We start from the raw sequence: 18,578 nt of genomic DNA on the forward strand, positions 1-18,578 counted from the left end.
GTTTTTATCTCATCACCGTGCACAGCTCTAATAAATAGCTGTCCTCGACTCGGGCCAGGAATCTCGGCGTTCTGGTAGACCGGGGAAATATTAGGTTTCAATCAACGAATCCCAAACAATTACTACGATGCATCTATTACTTTGGTGGTGCGACTGCGATCTCTTTGTTGATAACAGGGTATCGACTATACCGGCCAGTGAAAGATTGATCTGCAACTCAGCGATGCTGACTAAATCCGCACCTTTCGGAGCACCAAAAGGATGGGCACCATAAACGAGGTGCAATTGGATTCCGAAATTTCAGCTTTCGCTGGAGTTAGTTACCAAACTAGTGGTTGCAATCAATGCTCGCCTTTATCCAAGGCACAGGAGAACCGAACGATCGTTAGAAACACGCTCTACGGGAGTCGACATGCAAGAATACGCAACTCGCGATACTCTCATGCGAACAAGGCACGAACCGTCTCCATTGGTAATCAGTGAGCAATCGAGGCTCAACGAATCTTGGCTGGCGGACAATTATCCTCGCGCACCGCCATTTGTGCCTAAAGCAAAATGGGCTGCATTCACTCTCTTACTTCTACTTCTTATTGGGAACAACTCTTATGGGCAAAGCACAGTAGGAGTTATCATAGGAACCGCGATCACTTCAGACGGGGCCGCTATTCCGGGTGTCACTGTGATTGTTGCTAACGAGGGCACCCATGCCGCCCAAAGGCTCATTACTGGTTCACATGGAGAGTACGCTGCTTCAGCGCTTAATCCCGGAACTTACACCGTCACTGGGAGCACTCATGGTTTTAGAACTCTTCAGAGCAAGGGGATCGTGGTTCGATCGCAGGAGACAGTTCGTGCCGATCTCCCACTAAGTAAATATGACGTTCCGATCCAGGTCGTAGTCACAGCAGGTGCGCCGGTTATCGAGAACGAAATGCCTTCTATCTCTACTACCGTGACAGGGCTGGAGCTAAGCCAGACCTCATCCAATCTTCTTGGCACCAAGGACTCTACGGGAAATAGCGGCCTGGAGGAGTACATCGCCCTCTTGCCTACTGGGCATCAAGGATCTTCTGGATCTGAATGGTCGATGGCTGGCTCAACGGCAGCGCAAGATTACTATAATGTCGATGGAATCAGTTCGAATTCACCCCTATACGGAAATGCAGTGGGCCCAGCATTTCCATCCTTCGATATCGTTGAAGAGGTGAAATACGATGCCGCTAATAATAAAGCGGCCATGGGTCAACTAGTAAATATAACGGTGGTCACAAAGAGCGGAACGGACCAGTTTCACGGTAGCGTATTTGAGCACTTTGGAAATCAAGCCCTTCAGGCAAATAACTATTTTGCGAAAACGACCCATTCCTACACAGATAATGACTTTGGTGGCGGCGTCGGCGGACCGATTCTAGAGAGGAGGGCGTTCTTCTTTGGATCCTATGAGGGCTTACGGAACAATCAGCCGGTTGCCATCGCTCCCAATGTGCCGACCCTCGATTTTCGTTCCGGTAATTTCTCTTCGTTGCTGTCAAATGCAGTCCCGATCATCGTCAGAAATCCGTATACGGGGCGGCCGTTTGCGAACAACACGATTCCGCAGGGCCTCTTGCAATCGTCTCAGAGTCAGGCCGCTCAAAAGTGGCAGACGATGTTCTACCCGTCACCGAATTTTGGACCCGCGAACCAGTCTGTAGGTAACTTCAGGGATACCTATCCACAAAGTATATATAGCAATCGATTCGATCTACGCCTAGACGCTAATCGCTTGCCATCTGACACTGCATTTATCCTCTTACCAACGAACACTGCATTTGTGCGGTTTAGCTATAACAGGGCTTCTCCAGAGGTGCTGGACAGTGGATTGCCTCCATCAACAACTGGATACAGGGTCCAGGTCAGAAAAACGTATTCAGGCGTCTTTTCAGATACATGGATGATCACTCCAAATATATTCAACATCATTAAAATTGGCGCGATGTGGAGCAACAATAATTTCCATCCAGTCTTAGAAGGCCAACCTATACTCGACGATCTTGGAATCGTTGGATTTCCGTCCAGTCCCGCCAATGCGACTGGATTTCCCGAACTTTCTATTGATAACTTCACGTCTCCAGATCAAGTAGGCCCCTCTGATGGTACTGAACAGAACACCCAGGTGACAGATCAGTTGACCTATCAGCGCCAAAAGCACACGCTGACAGCAGGAATAGAATATAGGCCGCAGTATGGCACCGCACACTACTTTCCGAGCTTTGGCAGCTTTGAGTTCGACGGCAGCCAGACTGGCTATTCCTATGCCGACTTCTTGCTTGGCTTACCTCAATCGACCGTCTATACCTATAATCGTCCGTCGGAATATGCGCGCCAGTATTTTGTGAGTTCTTTCCTTCAAGACGACTGGCATGCTGTTCCAAACCTGATGATTTCTTACGGCCTGCGCTACGAATTCGACAGCGCCCCGGTAGATAAATACAACACGATCTCATCGTTCGATCCCGTGACCGGTGCAATTGTTATCCCCTCGCTCGCAAATGGGCAGCAATACATCGTCTCAGGATTTCCGACTCAAATCCCGATCATATCTGCTGCACAGGCAGGATTTCCTACCCGCAGCCTTAGGAGTGCGTTCAGGGGCGGTTTCTATCCACGTCTTGGCTTTGCATATAATGTCGGCGGTAAAACTGTGATTCGGGGTGGATACGGAATCTATAACAACGATCTCACCATCAATCTATTCAACGATCTGTATCAAGCTCCGTATGGGGGAACGGTGGGATATACCAACAGCTTTACAGGTGGTGCGCCTGCTATCACCTTTACCAAGCCGACAAACGCTAGCATAGGGACTCTTGGGGCAATCGTCATAACTGGCGTAGATAAAGATGTACGGAATCCCTTCGTGCAGCAATGGAACCTCACCGTGGAGCGAGACATAGGATTTAACACGGGATTCCGGCTCTCTTATATCCGTTCAAGAGCCTCCGACTTGCTATATGGACGAGACCTCAATCAAGTTCATGCTAGCGCAACCATACCTTGGTCTCAAGCCAATACCGCTTACCCGCTCTATCAAACAGTGACACAGGTGTCTAACGGGGGCACCCAGTCCTACAATGCCTTCACAGGCGAACTTAGTCGCCATATGAAAAGCAATCTTTCATTCGAAGCGGCATTGACATGGGCGAAGAACCTGACCGACGATCCTAGTACCAGTGGCGCACAGGGCGTAGTCGCAGAAGATAGCTACGACTTTGGCCGCCAACGAGGGAATGAACCATACACTCCACGAGTACAATTCGTTTCCAATCTTCTATACATTCTGCCTATTGGACCCGGACAATTGCTGCTGACTAAAAATAACGTTGGGTCCAAGATATTCGGCGGATGGCAATTGAGCGCCGCATACATGGCTAACAGTGGTAATTACCTGACGCCGCTATTCAGTGGGGTTGATCCAACAAATATCAATGCGTTTGGCGGTAGCGTAAGCCGTACGGGCACTTCGTCAGCGCCTATTGGCAAGCGAAGCGTGAATAATTGGTTCAATCCAGCTGCGTACGCGATTCCACAAGCGGGCCAGTTCGGAAACGCTGGATATGGCATTCTTAAGGGCCCCGACTCCCAGGTACTGAATTCTGCTCTGTTCAAGAGCTTCCCATTGCTGAAGGATAGTCAAAAGCTTGAGATCTCAGGCAGCTTCTCAAACGTCTTGAATCATCCAAACATGGGAAATCCAGATGTGACGATCACTGACACCGCGGTCGGCAAGATCACCAGCACTCGAGGCTACTTTTTCGGACCGAGATCAGGGCTTGTGAGCATTCGCTATACCTTCTGAGCGACCTAAGAGCCTGTAACAAAACCCTCAGGCACGAGCGCGGCAGCGATTCGCCCCCCTGGACAGCGCGATTCGAGCGTGTGCTCGGGCGGATAGGTCAACACAGTGCGCGACTAGTCGGGACCTATCTGGCTCGACGCGATATGCGCCCCGCGTTGACAAAGAATCATCAGGGCGGTGTAATCAACCTTCGCCGGATCCGTCGCATCCGCCAAGTGCCTGAGACCGAATAAAATTGCAGACGTCCTTCGTTGGCGGGTTAGGCTTTATACAGCGAGTCTCACAGGGTTGGCCGAGATATTCCGGTCAGCCTACTACTACTAGTGAGGCGGCACCGAGACGGTGGAGACGCGGAATGACAATCGGCACCATCGACGAATCGCAACGCAAGCAGCGACAGTTGTGGGATTCTCTTATCTGTCTGCGCTGGCGCCAGCAGTAATCTCACTCTCTTCGCGCTTGATGTCGTCCTGATCATTGTTCTTTACGTAATCCTCATGCCAGTCAATCGAAGCCTCGCGTTGCTGGCCACGGGCTGGAGCTCATCGAGACCGCAACCCTGGTCGTCTGCTCGGTGACTTCGACGTTTTGCGGATACTCAGTTGTGCGGACTACTTGCATTCCATTCGAAGCGAACCGGTTGCAGGCCCTGGCGAGGGTGTCGGTCAGTGCGCATGCCGATGCGTATAACATCGGCCTGGTGCTCGCCGGGCTTCGAAGTACTCCCTTCTACTATCTGTGGTTCAAGCCCGGCTTCATCCCAAGAGCATTGGCGGCATGGGGAATGATTGCGTCCTTTCTGATGGAAGCGTGCGGACGGCTTTGCGAATGGACTTCTTTCCACAGTACGGACATCCGTCTATGGAATGGAGGACGGGATGAAGACCAGCGACGCCAACCTTCCGGTCGCGCAGCCCGCAGGTTGGCGGACTCGTGACGGATATTGTCGCTCAACCCTTTGGATACGTCTGCTTTTCTTCACGGCGTTGCCAATATCATCCGTATCAAGACCGAAGAAAAAGCTCTCGACTTTGGGGCGATATCGCCCCGGATCTTCCGGCATTCGTCCAAGTTGATCAGAAGCGCTTGCGCCAGGTGCTGTTGAACGTGCTCTCGGACGCGGTCAAGTTCACTGATCGGGGGCGGGTGGACCTGCGTGTCAAGGTGCTGTCCCAGTCAAAGGAGCAGCAGGTGCAGCTCCGCTTTGAAGTGGAGGATAGCGGCATCGGCATCGCTGGGGAGGAGTTGGAGAAGATCTTTCGGCCGTTCGAGCAGGTAGGGGACGAGCAACGCCGGTCTGGCGGTACCGGGCTTGGGTTGAGCATCAGCCGACAGCTGGTCCGGTAGATGGGAAGCGAAATACGGGTGAAGAGTGTGCCGAACCGGGGGAGCTGTTTTTCGTTCGAGATGTCAGCGCGGATTGTTGGGTCCGAACGAAGCGTGTCGCCAATAAGTGGGCAGGCGGCCGGTTACAGCGGTCCTCGCAAAAGGGTGATGGTGGTCGATGACACCGATGCGAACAGGGCTGCGCTGACAGATACGCTGGGCAGTCTGGGCTTTGACGTAAGCGAGGGGGTCAACGACTCTCATCTCACTTACACGGACGCACAATCCGCTTCCGGCCAATCTTGCAGTCGCTGCATTGCAGAAGTTCGATAAGGATTCGCGGCATGAGGTGCCAATTGCCCGTTTACTGCGGTGCCATTCGCGGGGTCTGGCCACAGAAAAACCCTCTAGTCCTTCGAGGGGTTTTCTGTGGCGTAATGCTCTGCTGCCTATGTGTATAGCCTACCTCATTTGTTGGCTAGCCGACATAACCCCCAACGTTTTTATTTTTATCAAAACTAATGAAAATCTGGCTTGCAAAAAAACGTGAACTATACATATTCCAACATAAAGAGTCGAGGCAGCAAGCTTATGTGAGCTCCTATATTAATATTGTCGTAATAAACAACCGGTTCACGAGAATTACCCGCGCCCCTTTTTTTGGATTTCGCTATGGTTGCGGCTTTTCATTCTTCAGTTCGCGCCAATTCTGTGACTTACCCTCGGATGAGTTTTCGGTACATGTCGATCGATACAGCGAGGATAATCCCCTTCTTGACTTCATACCTGAGAGACAAAAGACCATGATAAAGACGGAACTTAGCAATCACCTCTTGTAGAGCGACCGCGAGTTTGATCCGTGCATATCGACCGCTGTCCAGGATCTACGTAGAATTAGAGTTTTACATGTAGGATCTGAATTTCCTAAGTGCCCCCAAGCAGAGCCCCCCGGTGGCTGGCGAGACTAATAACCTTTGCAGCTGAAAGCGCATTTATAAAACTAGGCGGACGAAATGAATGATGATTTGCAAGACATTAGCAAGGACGAGCGCCTTAGCCGAATTGTTGCCGCATCGCTGGAGGTATTCGCCGACTTCTCGTTTGAAGATGCAACGACAGGAGAAATAGCCCGACGTGCACGCGTATCCAAGCGTGATATTTATGCGTATTTTCCCAACAAACATGCCCTTCTGATCGGAACGATGAATGATGTTTTGCAAACCGAGAATGTGAAGATTATCCAGATAATTGAGCGTTCTTCGGGGTTGCCCTCGCTGCGGGATAGGCTGGTAGCGATTGGATTGAGGCTGATCGACGAGGTGCTATCAATTGCAATGAGTGTTATGACACGGCTGGCCGCCTCAGAGAGTATTAGGCAGCCGCTTATAGGAACTGTTTTTTTTGAGAACGGTATTTCCCGACGCATCAAACTTGTTTCGGAAGTTCTTTCCACCTACATAGCGACCCCGGATACTATGGCCGTCGCTATTTTCCAAGCCGCAGAGCATTTTATTGCTTTAGTCACCCACAGACCTCGCCTCACTGCTTTGGTGGGCATGCGCGATATGTGGGATCCAGGAGCTATTCAAGCACATGCCGAGGCGGCAGTTGATTGTTTCCTTAGGGCTCATCCAATATTTGCGAGGAAAGTCTTTCGCGCTGAAGGTCAGCTAGCCAAGCAAGGCCGTGAGATCGGGAGTTGAAGGTGCGGATCAGGATAACATTGAGACTATAGGCACCCTGTTTCAGGCAATATTCACGGCTAATACTAGGCTGAGCTAGCCTATATCCGAGTTCGCAATAAGTTATTGGTTAGCTAAGCCCTACCGCAGCGATCAGGGCAGTAGGACTGGTCTATTTTTTGATAATTATCTACTGATGCTCCTATAAAGCCCATACTAAGTCTATACTTGGGTCGGGTAACGAGTGTAAGTGACGGCCCAATCTAGTCAGAGACGAGATGCGCAGCCGTTTGGGAAAAGGCTGCAACTTGCGAACTGAGCATAGGATGAAATATGCAATCTCAGGCTGCAGGTCATTTTCCTTATAAGCGGACTTCTCGACACCAAGCATCTCTTGTGCCTCGTTCGAACCATCTTTCTTCTCACAAAAAACTAGGGCGTGGGATTTACCCAGCGACACACGGTGTGTTACCTGTCTGTCTAACGATCTGGGTCGCCGTCACTATCAAGCAGTCGCGAGGGTCACTCCGACCGCTTCAACAAATTCATGCAAAGCAAAACCATGCTAGTGGGTCGACGGCCGACTCGATGGACTTCTCAACGTTGACCCAGAGAGCTGCAGCCCCATGACCAATCAAAGTTCCGTGCCATACGGTGTTTCCTCAGAATCAGAATTCATGGAAGCCGTTACCATCGAATTGTTCAATCGAACCCGCAGCGCAGGTGTTTTTGCTGTCCTGCGAATACGGATAAACTCGCATATGGCAATTGGCAATCTGATACCTGAGGACAGCGCGGAAGATAGACTATTGCTCCTATCTGTCGACCGTCTTCGTCAATGTCTTCGCACTAGCGATATGGTTGCGAAAGAGAAGCCAGGTACTGTGTTGATTCTTCTTAGAGATCTCAATGGCGAAGAAGACTTGGAAACGATCTGTGAACGAATCATCAGAGCGGGAAAGAGACCTTTTCAAGTCGTTGGCACCGAGATTTACAGTGGATTCATCGTGGGTGCTGCCCTTGGCTCCATCGAAAGTCTCGACGCTGCCACTCTACGACGCAATGCAGCAGCAGCTATGTATCGTCCCATCTGCTCGGGGGAAGACGGGTTCGAATTATTTACTCCTGATCTCATTGGAAAGTACTCTGATCCGGCTGAGATGGAGCACTATCTTAGCGACGCACTAGAAAACGATCTCCTGGACCTAGAGTTCCAACCGCAGTATCAAAAAGACGGCTCTCTGATCGGTGCGGAAACTCTGATGCGATTGCAAACTCCTAACGGTGGATGGCTAGAAGAACGAGACTTCGTGCCATGGATAGAAGAGCGTGAACTTGTTCGAAAGATGGGTAGAAGGATACTCAATAAGGTATTCGTACAAGCTCGCGACTGGCTCGAGAGAGGTGTCCCGATTGCATCGCTTTCCTTGAATGTGACGACATCGCAATTGCTCGATAAGGATTTTGGCGCTGCTCTTGACGACCTCAGCAGCAAAACAGGGGTTCCAGGAGGTCTCATTGAACTTACGGTGTCGGAATCTACGATCACGACCAATTTGGCGGCAGCCACGGAAACGATGAAGAAACTTGCGAATATAGGAGTTCGATTTGCTCTGAGCGGATACGGTCTAAGCCCTTTCCCTACTTCTTATCTTCAACGTCTCCCAATCGAGACACTACAAGTGAGCTGCACATCCGGCGTCCAGGGATACACTGACTCCCACGACGTAATCGGGGCGATCATTTCGCGAGGACATCGGTTTGGGTTACGAATCGCGGCGAAGGACATCCAATCACGGAGACACCGAGCGGAACTTCGCGAAGCGGGATGTGACGTCTTCCAAGGCCCGTTGCTTTCCGGCGTGCTTTCCAGTGGGGAGATGGAATCAGTTCTTCTTCGTTCAGTGCTCAAAGAAGCTGTGTGAAAACGTTCAGGACAATGGCATCAGTAGACGCGAGCAATCCGATAATGTTTTCCAGCATGATGCGTGATGAGGATGAATGTGTAAAGGCCACATGTTAGGCTTGCACTCACCTTGATCCAGAGAAATAAAAACGCGAGGTGTAAAAATGCAGAATCCGCCACATCCGGGAACCATCTTACGAGATATGCTCAGGAAGCGATCCTCCAGCTCGGCAGTGTTTGCCAAAGAAGTCGGTATAGACGAGCCTTTTCTCTCAAATATTCTCGCAGGCAATCGAGATATCGACATTTCACTATCAGCTGCGATCAGTTCCGCTTTGGGGGAAGATAGACCTGAACACTGGTATTATATGCAACAGCACTACGACCTATGCAAAAAAGCTAACTCTTTACCTCAACCCCAGGTCCTTTATCGACGCGGGCCTTCCTAGATCGTGGCAAGACCGCGAATTCCTTGGAGGCGATCCAGAGGGTGGATCGGTTTTGAAAGTAGGTTGAATTCATTGCCATAAGCGCGATAAGTGTCGAGCAAGCCAGCCGTCGAAGCACGTCCCGAAAAAAGTAGAATTTTGCAATCCGGACAGTGCCTTTTCATTTGGATTGCAAGGTCAACGCCGGACAAATGGGATAATGCAACATCCGTTATGAGTAGATCGGGAGAAGCTTTTATCGCGCGATGCAGGGCATCAGAGCAATTCGTAAATGGTTCGACCGAAAAGCTGCTTTGCTTCAACATGGCGGCGAGTGTTAGCACGATGACAGGTTCATCGCCAACGACAAATATCCGGACAGCCCCGTTTTGCGACATAGATATTCTCTCGGCGATCTCCCGTTTGAAAAAATGCCAAAGGGTATGGGTGTGAATACCTATGCTAGCAACTGCTTGCCTATACGCTATCACATGTCACTTATCGATAGCCGTCAAAATGTTATAAGCGTCGAATCACACAAACGAGCGAAACAATTGCGCGCGGCAAATGTTCGGGTAACCGTTCTGACCAGGTTAAAATTGCGTAAGAAATAATAGGACAGTTGATGAAGATGATTGTTTGACGTGGCTGGTTGTGGTATCAAAAATACCGAACCACCCCTGGAAGGGATTCATTTACGCGATGCGCCTCTTAACCATAGCTCATATTTATAGAATGTCTCTTCTCGAGACATAAGGTGCGATCGTTATGTTTTAGACGCTAGCAGGGTTAAAGAGCCCTGGCCCTCTCTTACGAGCATTGACAGGAAGAGCTGAATATCCTGCTCTTTTGAGAGTTTGTTAAATACTATTTTGTTCACAGTAGGAAATAGTTCAGAATTACTCGTAGTTAGTTGGACCATCAACGCTAATTCGAGAGGAGTCATGTGGCTTGGCTCGAAGTAGTTGAGGTCTCTAGTCCTCGAAGCATGATCTGAAGTAGATGGGTCACACGAAGATACCTTACCTTCTCTGCGCCATAGCTATATTAACCCAAAGGCCGCTCGCCCATTCCACGCGAATACTTCCGCCACGTTTGCTTTATGGCCTTGCTGTCTGGAAATGTTAGGATTCAGGATCATGAAAAACGCACTCAAGTATCTCGCTCTGGAGTCGGGACTCTACATCGCCAACAGTTGTCGCCTAGGAATCGACGTCGAACTCGACCTTGCGCGGCTGTCATCCGACTCCCCGTTACAGACAATTTTTGATGTGGGAGCTAACTTCGGGCAAACGGCGTGTCGCTTTGCAAAGGCGTTCCCTTCAGCGGCGATCTGTTCGTTTGAACCAGTTCCCACTTCATATTCGCGCCTCGTTGAGAAGGTGAAATCTCTTCCCAAGGTTCGCACCTTTAATTGCGCGTTGGGCGAGGCCGTAGGCACAGTTCAGATTAACATCGCCGCCAGTGCCGGAAGCTGTAGCATTAGATCGATTAAGGCCACCTTAAATAGCGTCGATGTGTCAATTCAGACGCTCGATAACATTTGTGACTCCAATCGGATCGACGTAGTCGATCTCTTAAAAATTGACGTTGAGGGCTTTGAACTGCCGGTATTGCGAGGTGCGAGTCGGCGACTTAGCGCTGGGAAGGTTCGCTATATCTATGCGGAATGCGTGCTCGCCCCTAATGCTGAGATGCCACACACCAGCTTCTTCGATCTCCATAACTTTTTGAGCGAGAGAGGATTCTGCTTCGTATCCTACTATGCTGAGAGTTTTGACTTGCGCCTCGGGTGTGCTCTCGGAAATGTTCTGTACGCGTTCCGTGAACGTTTGCCAGGAAGCGTGCCTGGCTCCATTCGCAACATCTCCTAACATCGTGGTGCTTCGCGTTGTTTGCAGGATTGCTGGCACATCTTAGTTCAATTCGGAGCTATTGCCGACTATGACGTCCCCACGAATTTCTACTGTTTTTCCGAACAGACTGAGATTCGTGGCCTGGATATTGACGGGCTTGGAATCACGGTCGATGCACACAATCATCAGTTGGCTTGCATCCTTGGCATGAACATATTCAATATATCCGCCGACGAATTCCTGCAGTTCCTTCAGGGTAAACTTACGTCGATTTTGCGGAGTCACGTAGGTTACCGTCCCTTCGCTTCTGTACAGTAGTGCCACGAATCCTCCTGCAGCTTCTCTCACTATTTGTTCTGCGTCGGCACGCAAATCAATACCAAAGCGTTCCTGAATTATGTGATTTCTATTGTCAGATATAAGATCAGGAAAAAGGTGGTCGGAGGGTGGACTCTCCAAACGTTTTATCAGATACCATATTTTTTCAATCGTGGTTTGCACAATTGTACTGGTGAGCATGCGTATCCAAAAGAAGGAGCACCTTATTAGGGAAATTTATGTGCGATAAGGTGCGCCGGGGGCCTCGGACAGGTCTGACGCCGCCTTTACTAACCCGCTTATTGATGTGCCAGATGTAGTCGTCGGTCAGGTTGATGTGCCCCAGCCGAGAGGAGACATACTGGAGGAGGACGTGATCGAGCTGTTGTGATTTGGCGATCTGCTCTGTGGCGCGTTCAAATACCCGAGGCAGCGGTGGACTTGAGTAACGCGGCAGCAACCACGAGATGCTGGCGCGGTTGCAAAACGGAATAGCCACCTTCCCGGACGACGTGCGGACGGATAGTCATCGATTCGGAGTAACGATAAAGTGGCAGTACCGCGGACCAACGGGACCGGTTAGATGTTGTAACCATTGCGGTTATAGGCCACCTAAAAAGATAGGCTAGGCGGGCCCGAAGGGAGGCGCCTCTTCTAAGTACCAACAGAATGTCTGCACCTATGGGTACGGTAATACCACTTCAGATTGTCGCTAAAGTCTGTCGATGTTTGGTACTATCTGGTACCATGTTACTCGTGGAACCAAAGTTTTTTCATTGGGCATCGCGGAGTAACAAATGTCTGATCGAGAACAAGTTGTAATACCTGCGGATGGCGAACGGCTTGAAGAGGTGCGGCCCAACAAGGATGTCGCCGCCTTGTTCTTGAATCTGCATTTGAACGACACACACTATCAACCGTTTCCTCGCCGCCGAATCTTTAGGACACCCGACGCAGTTGTCGAAGTGATAGCCCCCCAAGCCACGCCGCCGGTTTATGAAGATCGAGTCCAAATTGGCATATTCTCTCCAATGGGCGGATCTGGCACGAGTACCCTGACTGCAAGCCTCGGCAGTATCCTATGTCAATTAGGACGACGTGTTTTACTCGTAGACACTTCACCTTGGCAAGGTCTGGCTTTCCATTTCGGTGCAATGGAGGCACGCCCAGGTAAACGCACATTCTCCACTCCCGGATCTCGCGACTCAAAAATCCATATTTTGGCTTGCAGTGGGAGCGCCTGCTTCCCTGATTTAGAAAGTTTTTTTGCCACAACGCCGGTGGACTGTGTCTTGTTCGATCTCGGAAACGGATTCAGTGACACGTCGAGCGCCTGCCTTCGCGAATGCGACATTCTCCTAGTGACGTTACTGCCCGAACCTTCGGCAGTATGGTATTCGAAAGCTGTCAAACTGCTACTCACTAAGCTCGGAATCCCCGCTGCACGCGTTCAATTCGTCATTAACCAGATGGATGGATCCCGCGCCGCTCAAGAAGTTCGGGTACTTCTCGAAAAATCTCTGGGAGAAAATTTGTTTCCAACGGCGATCAATCGCCAACCTGAGGTTCACAACGCGGTCGCAAATGGTGTTGTCCTGCCGTACTATGCGCCCGAGGCTCAGGCGACAGTTGTCTGCCACGAGATCGTTCGGTGGCTGCAGGTGCCAGAGATGAACACTGAGAAGACAGAACTTCGCTGGTGTGAAGAGTGAAGCGTCTGGCGTCGTTGTGGGGGGTAGTCGGCTCAAGCAGAAGCGTCGCGGGCGCCCTTAGCCGCGCCACGCTGTACGTGGTCTTTGGCGTGCTGATTTACCTGTGCGTTACGTTGCGCTTCGACTGGCAGCAACAGGCTATCGTTGGTTTTCTAACACTGGCGATTGTGTTTGCACTTTACAGTTTTTCTCAAGCTTATGTGACCACGGTGATGCTCATTGTTGCTTCCCTGCTCACCACCTGTCGTTACGCCGTGTGGCGTGTGACTCAGGTGTATCAGGCGGTGACGGATCCAAGCAGCGATTTGAGTTGGATAGAACTCTTCTTCATGTTTCTACTTCTGGCAGCGGAGGTGTATGCCTTTTCGATTCTGGTGTTGGGCTTTATACAGACGATCTATCCTCTCCGAAGACCTCCGGTTCCCTTGCCTCCGAATTCCGATACCTGGCCAGAAATAGATGTACTGATTCCTACCTACAATGAGCCCCTCTCGGTAGTGCGGTCCACTGCGCTGGCTGCGGTCAATATCGACTATCCAAACGGCAAAATGCATGTTTACCTCCTCGACGACGGAAAGCGGGAAGAGTTTCGCGGATTCTGCGAGCAGATCGGTATTGGCTACATGACTCGGCCCAACAACTTGCACGCAAAGGCAGGAAACATCAATCATGCACTTTCGAAACTGAAATCTCCTTTCGTGGCGATCTTCGATTGCGATCATTTGCCGACGCGTAGTTTTCTGCAAATCACTGTGGGCTGGTTTCTGAAAGACCGAAAGCTCGCTATGCTGCAGACCCCTCATCACTTCTACTCCCCCGACCCATTTGAGCGGAACCTTGGGACCTATGGGCTGGTGCCGGACGAAGGAGAACTCTTCTACGGTCTGCTGCAGGATGGCAATGATTTGTGGAACGCTACTTTCTTCTGCGGATCTTGCGCCGTTCTGCGTCGCACCGCACTCGATGAAATCGGCGGCATCGCCGTTGAAACCGTGACGGAGGACGCGCATACCTCGCTCCGAATGCAAACCCATGGTTGGAACACAGCGTACATCAATACCGCGCAGGCTGCGGGGCTAGCAACCGAAAGCCTCTCGGCTCATGTCGGACAGCGAATTCGTTGGGCTCGGGGCATGATACAGATCCTCCGCACCAACAATCCTCTCTTTGCGCGTGGACTTACACTTCCACAACGACTTTGCTACTTCAATGCGATGGTGCATTTTTTGTATGCGCTTCCACGTCTGATCTTTCTCACTGCTCCCCTGGTGTACATGTTGCTTGGGCTGCGCAATATCCCGGGACTGTGGCTCTCAATTGCTGCCTACGCATTGCCTCACCTGTTTGTGTCCAACATGACAAATTCTCGCCTTCAAGGGAAATACCGACACTCCTTCTGGAATGAGGTATACGAGACGGTGCTGGCTCCCTACATTCTTGGCCCTACTCTGCTTGCACTGATTAACCCGAAGCTCGGTAAGTTCAATGTCACCGCCAAGGGGGGAATTGTAAGGAAACGCTACTTTGACAAATCGATAGCTCGGCCTTATCGATTTCTACTACTTCTTAACTACATTGGCCTAGCGGTGGCCCCATGGAGATTTTATGTTCATAACGCGGACCATAAGGGCGCCGTGGTGATGAACGTCTTTTGGATTCTCTTCAACTGCATGATCCTTGGTACAGCGAATGCCGTTGCCGTTGAAGCTCAGCAATTACGCAGCAATGTACGTCTCATTCGCGGACTGACGTTTTCAATTCGTCTCAAAAATGGCGCCATGGTCGCTGCCATATCTAACGATCTATCGCTTGGCGGCGGTGCAGCAACTTTGGGAATCCCCACAGCCCTTGAAGACGGCGAAGCCATTGAGATTATCTACGTTCTTGATGACAGCGAAGTTGCTCTTCCAGCCCGTATTGTCGGTCACCAGGGAGCGACGGTGCGCTTTCAGTATCGGCCTCTGTCTCTTGGAGAAGAGGAGTCGCTGACTTTGGTACTCTACTCGCGCGCGGATGCCTGGCTCCCCGCGGGTGAGCCTCCTCCTGATCGCATGCTCAAGAGCCTTGCCACCATCATGCGACTCTCATTGCGTGGCATTCGGTATTCCATTACCAGCTTCTTTCCGAGTCGAGGCGCTAATGCTCTGAAAGAGAGCACCGAAAAAGTGGCGAGCCTATTGCTTTGTCTACTCGTCCTACACTCAGCTTTGCTTGCTCAATCCCGGTCTCCTGTCTCTCTTGGGCACCCATTCCATACGACGATTTCGCTCGCTGACATGGGGTCCGAGGATGGCATTATGTTGCGTGGTGGGGATACGTTCGCGAATGCACCTCTTGTTCTGAGTGGATCTCAGGTCGCACAAAACGGCACGCTACATCTTAGATATCGCTTTTCGCCGGATATGCTTTCAGAACGGAGTGTGATAACCGTGTCGTTTAACGATACGGCGCTCGTAGACTTACCGATGCCGGCTGTGGTTGCAGGAGCGGATTCATCGCCGCTCAGTGCTGACATCCCCATCCCGGGAGAACTGCTCACAACGCGGAACACTTTAACGCTCCACTTGCAAGCCCACTACACCGCACGGTGTGAGAATCCAAGAGATTCTCGTCTCTGGGCGCAAGTGGAACCTACATCGACCTTTGAAATGACAGGTGTTTTGCTGCCGATTGCAGATGACCTTGCGGTGCTGCCCGGCCCTTTTTATGAGAAGGAGCAAAGCGTACCTTCCACCAGCATCGTCATTGTGTTTGGGTCTTCACCATCTCCCACGTTGCTGCTGGCCGCAGGCGCAGTTTCCTCGTGGTTTGGATTGAGGGCCAACTCCCATAAGATGTTATTCCCCGTTTCTATTGGGCGTCTGCTTGCGGGTAACTCTGTTGTCGTCGCGCGTAACGATTCGTCGCTCTTGTCCGGTCTTGGGCAGCCTTCTCATGGTCCTCGCCTGTCAATGAAGGTCAATCCAGCAGATGGCGTGAGCAAACTGCTCGTTGTCAGCGGAGACGACGATAATCAGGTGCTGGCGGCGGCTTACGCCCTTGCTGCAGGAAAAACATTCAGGGGTGAGTCTGCCACCGTTGAACCCGAAACCCTACCGGCGTTGCGCCGCCTGGACGATGCGCCAAGATGGGTACAGACCACAACGCAATCGTCCTTGTGGAGCTACGCCGACGTCAATGAGCTGCGCACCGACGGGTCCCAACCCGTTGCCTCCTACGTCCGCATACCGCCCGATCTCTTTTTGAGTGACAGCGAGGCAATCAAGCTTCGTCTGCAATATGTCTATAACAGTTCACCCCCGTCTCAGGCAGCTAACCTGCGGGTAACAGCAAATGGATCTCAGATAAGTTATTTGTCTCTGTCACCTAAAGGTGGTGGGAAAGATACTTCTCAGAGCGCTGCCATTCCTATTCCTGTCGGCAATCTTCGGCCCTTTGCGAACACGCTGCTCTTCGAGTTTCTCTTTCAACCCACGAGTCGAGATTTCTGTATTCCTCCACCGCCGTCCAGCTCATCCGGGACTCTTCTCCGCACCTCGAATCTGGACTTGAGCCGACTCCCCCACTGGACAGCACTGCCGAATCTCGAATTGTTTGCAAATGCCGGGTTCCCTTTCACCCGCTTCGCTGACCTTTCACAGACCACAATCGTTCTCCCGGACCAGCCCTCAGAACGTGAGATCGAAACGATGCTCACTTTGCTTGCCTACTTCTCTGCACAAACTGGATATCCCGCACTCCGCGTGCAGGTGGGCAATGCCCAAAGCTTCGGAGAAGATCGTGATCTTCTGGTGATTGGGAGCGAGGCCGATATACCTACTACTGCCGCTCTCAACGCCAGCCTTCCTTTGAGCTTCGAAGAAGGAGCCACAGCGCGACGCCTTAACACCACGTTTTCTCTCGCTCAGCGCCTCTGGACAAAAATCTCTCATCTTGATGCGGCGTCCTTTTCCGACATACGAGGGGGCGATGAAGAAGGGCGTCTCGATCGCAGTTTGGGTCAGGCGGTTGACTCGGTGATAGAAGGGGTTGAGTCACCCATCGTGCCTCACCGATCCATCATTGTTGTGATGCTTGGTAAAGAGACACAAGGTCTTTTCCCCGCTTTTCTGAATATTTCCTCCTCTGGGCAGATACACGGCAACGCTGTCCTTCAGCATGGCGCGCACTTTGATTCCTTTTCAATTGGACTTTCTCCGTATTACGTAGGGCACATAGCGGCGATCCCAAGAATCCGCGCATGGATGCATCAGGAGCCTTGGGTTGGAGTTCTTCTTCCATTCCTTATCGGCTTACTCTTGGCGCCTTGGTTGCACGGGCGCCTGAAGCAACGAGCTGCCGAGCGCCTGCATGGAGATCTGACATGATCGCTGTGCTCGCCGTCATATCGTTCGTTCTGGGATCAGGTCCGGCCACTCAATCCTCGTGGCCTCTGTGGACGCGTTATGTGGAACACTTCGTGCAAAGGGATGGCCGTGTCGTCGACCATGATCGCGACGAGGTGACGACGTCAGAGGGACAGAGTTACGCGATGTTCTTCGCTCTTGTCGCCAATGATCCCGCGAGCTTCGACCTTGTATACCAGTGGAGCGCGTCTCATTTGGCAAACGGCAGCGTAGCGCGCAACCTTCCAGCCTGGAGCTGGGGACGCAGACCAGATGGTACATGGGGCGTAAAGGACAGCAATTCGGCCAGTGATGCAGATATCTGGATGGCCTATGATCTGATCCAGGCGGGACGTCTGTGGAAGCGCCCCGATTACACCAGCGCCGGGGAAATTCTGCTCAAGCTTATCGCGAGCAAGGAAGTGTTCCAAGTTCATGGCTCTCCTGTACTCTTGCCCGGGCAGACAGGATTTGAACGAGACGGGACGGTCGCGCTCAACCCGAGCTACATGCCGCTCTTTCTTTTTCAGGCCGCTGCGCAGGCGCAGCCTTCAGGTCCGTGGTCTGCTTTAGCCGCTTCCCTGCCTTGGCTTCTTCGAGAAGGATCGATAGCAGGATTTGCGTCAGACTGGCTTGAACTCACGCCCGAGGGAATAATCCGCCCAATCCCCGCACCGGATAGCGGCTCGGCCCGTGCCACTGGGAGCTACGACGCGATTCGGGTCTACCTGTGGAGTGGCATCACCTCTTCAGGGACTCCGGGCCGTGCTGCTGTTCTGAAAGAGATCTCAAGTATGGCGACCTATATGAGGGGACACGCCATCCCGCCGGAGGTTATCACCGAAGGCCGTCCTACACCCACCGGCACTGGACCTATCTCTTACTCTGCAGCGCTCATTCCATTTCTGCAAGCATCACAAGCGCCTGAGGCAGCTGCACAGCAGGAGAGACGCTTGAACCTTGCGTGGTCCTCGCAGTCGGGTTTGTACGGCGACCCGCCCCGTTACTACGACCAGAATCTTTCGATGTTCGCGCTCGGTTTTATGGAGCACCGGTACCGGATTCGTGATACCGGAGAATTGGAAGTCTCATGGCAAAGATAAATTCTTCAAAGCTTCATAAGGCCG

Annotated in this window: 11 protein-coding genes; 9 read left to right on the forward strand and 2 right to left on the reverse strand. The window is 51.6% G+C overall.

Annotated features, from left to right (window positions below; all coding sequences use genetic code 11):
- Positions 1-412 precede the first annotated feature (412 nt).
- The 5 genes from RBB82_RS24555 to RBB82_RS24575 all read left to right on the forward strand — a co-directional run bounded on the left by RBB82_RS24555 (position 413) and on the right by RBB82_RS24575 (position 8,771).
- Positions 413-3,838: a carboxypeptidase regulatory-like domain-containing protein gene (locus RBB82_RS24555; protein ID WP_433975733.1), complete on the forward strand. Its 3,426-nt coding sequence runs from the start codon at positions 413-415 to the stop codon at positions 3,836-3,838.
- A gap of 544 nt (positions 3,839-4,382) precedes the next feature.
- Positions 4,383-4,775 (forward strand): DUF4386 family protein, encoded by a 393-nt coding sequence (locus tag RBB82_RS24560; protein ID WP_433976013.1) that lies wholly within the window; start codon positions 4,383-4,385, stop codon positions 4,773-4,775.
- Entirely contained in the window at positions 4,772-5,185 is a 414-nt protein-coding gene (locus RBB82_RS24565; RefSeq protein ID WP_433975735.1) for an ATP-binding protein, read from the forward strand. Before RBB82_RS24560 ends, RBB82_RS24565 begins: the two co-directional genes overlap by 4 nt.
- A gap of 992 nt (positions 5,186-6,177) precedes the next feature.
- Complete coding sequence (locus RBB82_RS24570) at positions 6,178-6,867, forward strand: TetR/AcrR family transcriptional regulator (protein WP_433975736.1); 690 nt, start codon at positions 6,178-6,180, stop codon at positions 6,865-6,867.
- A 605-nt stretch (positions 6,868-7,472) separates the two neighbouring features.
- Positions 7,473-8,771, forward strand: a complete 1,299-nt coding sequence (locus RBB82_RS24575) for an EAL domain-containing protein (RefSeq protein ID WP_433975738.1) — start codon at positions 7,473-7,475, stop codon at positions 8,769-8,771.
- 426 nt (positions 8,772-9,197) lie between these two features.
- Here RBB82_RS24575 and RBB82_RS24580 read toward each other — a convergent pair whose 3' ends face one another.
- Positions 9,198-9,578, reverse strand: coding sequence for a response regulator (locus tag RBB82_RS24580; protein ID WP_433975740.1), 381 nt, complete (start codon positions 9,576-9,578; stop codon positions 9,198-9,200).
- A gap of 741 nt (positions 9,579-10,319) precedes the next feature.
- Here RBB82_RS24580 and RBB82_RS24585 point away from each other — a divergent pair.
- The gene (locus RBB82_RS24585) at positions 10,320-11,054 is read left to right on the forward strand and encodes an FkbM family methyltransferase (RefSeq protein ID WP_433975741.1); all 735 of its coding nucleotides are present in this window, start codon (positions 10,320-10,322) and stop codon (positions 11,052-11,054) included.
- 42 nt (positions 11,055-11,096) lie between these two features.
- Here RBB82_RS24585 and RBB82_RS24590 read toward each other — a convergent pair whose 3' ends face one another.
- Positions 11,097-11,555, reverse strand: coding sequence for a hypothetical protein (locus RBB82_RS24590; RefSeq protein ID WP_433975743.1), 459 nt, complete (start codon positions 11,553-11,555; stop codon positions 11,097-11,099).
- A gap of 596 nt (positions 11,556-12,151) precedes the next feature.
- On the opposite strand from RBB82_RS24590, the gene RBB82_RS24595 reads away from it, so the two are divergent.
- From RBB82_RS24595 to bcsZ, 3 genes are read left to right on the forward strand one after another with little or no spacing between them, the layout of a single operon-like run.
- Positions 12,152-13,066: a MinD/ParA family ATP-binding protein gene (locus tag RBB82_RS24595; RefSeq protein WP_433975744.1), complete on the forward strand. Its 915-nt coding sequence runs from the start codon at positions 12,152-12,154 to the stop codon at positions 13,064-13,066.
- Positions 13,063-17,433: a UDP-forming cellulose synthase catalytic subunit gene (gene bcsA, locus RBB82_RS24600; protein WP_433975746.1), complete on the forward strand. Its 4,371-nt coding sequence runs from the start codon at positions 13,063-13,065 to the stop codon at positions 17,431-17,433. The genes RBB82_RS24595 and bcsA overlap by 4 nt, the downstream gene beginning before the upstream one ends.
- Positions 17,430-18,554, forward strand: coding sequence for a cellulose synthase complex periplasmic endoglucanase BcsZ (bcsZ, locus tag RBB82_RS24605; protein ID WP_433975747.1), 1,125 nt, complete (start codon positions 17,430-17,432; stop codon positions 18,552-18,554). Before bcsA ends, bcsZ begins: the two co-directional genes overlap by 4 nt.
- Positions 18,555-18,578: the final 24 nt, after the last annotated feature.

Source organism: Tunturiibacter lichenicola, assembly GCF_051013355.1.
In the GTDB taxonomy this organism is placed as follows: domain Bacteria; phylum Acidobacteriota; class Terriglobia; order Terriglobales; family Acidobacteriaceae; genus Edaphobacter; species Edaphobacter lichenicola_F.

Excerpts from the sequence above, each read along its gene's own strand:
- RBB82_RS24555 (WP_433975733.1), top strand. The coding sequence starts at position 413 with ATGCAAGAATACGCAACTCGCGATACTCTCATGCGAACAAGGCACGAA.
- RBB82_RS24570 (WP_433975736.1), top strand. The coding sequence starts at position 6,178 with ATGAATGATGATTTGCAAGACATTAGCAAGGACGAGCGCCTTAGCCGA.
- RBB82_RS24575 (WP_433975738.1), top strand. The coding sequence starts at position 7,473 with ATGACCAATCAAAGTTCCGTGCCATACGGTGTTTCCTCAGAATCAGAA.
- RBB82_RS24580 (WP_433975740.1), bottom strand. The coding sequence starts at position 9,578 with ATGTCGCAAAACGGGGCTGTCCGGATATTTGTCGTTGGCGATGAACCT.
- RBB82_RS24585 (WP_433975741.1), top strand. The coding sequence starts at position 10,320 with ATGAAAAACGCACTCAAGTATCTCGCTCTGGAGTCGGGACTCTACATC.
- RBB82_RS24590 (WP_433975743.1), bottom strand. The coding sequence starts at position 11,555 with ATGCTCACCAGTACAATTGTGCAAACCACGATTGAAAAAATATGGTAT.
- RBB82_RS24595 (WP_433975744.1), top strand. The coding sequence starts at position 12,152 with ATGTCTGATCGAGAACAAGTTGTAATACCTGCGGATGGCGAACGGCTT.
- bcsZ (WP_433975747.1), top strand. The coding sequence starts at position 17,430 with ATGATCGCTGTGCTCGCCGTCATATCGTTCGTTCTGGGATCAGGTCCG.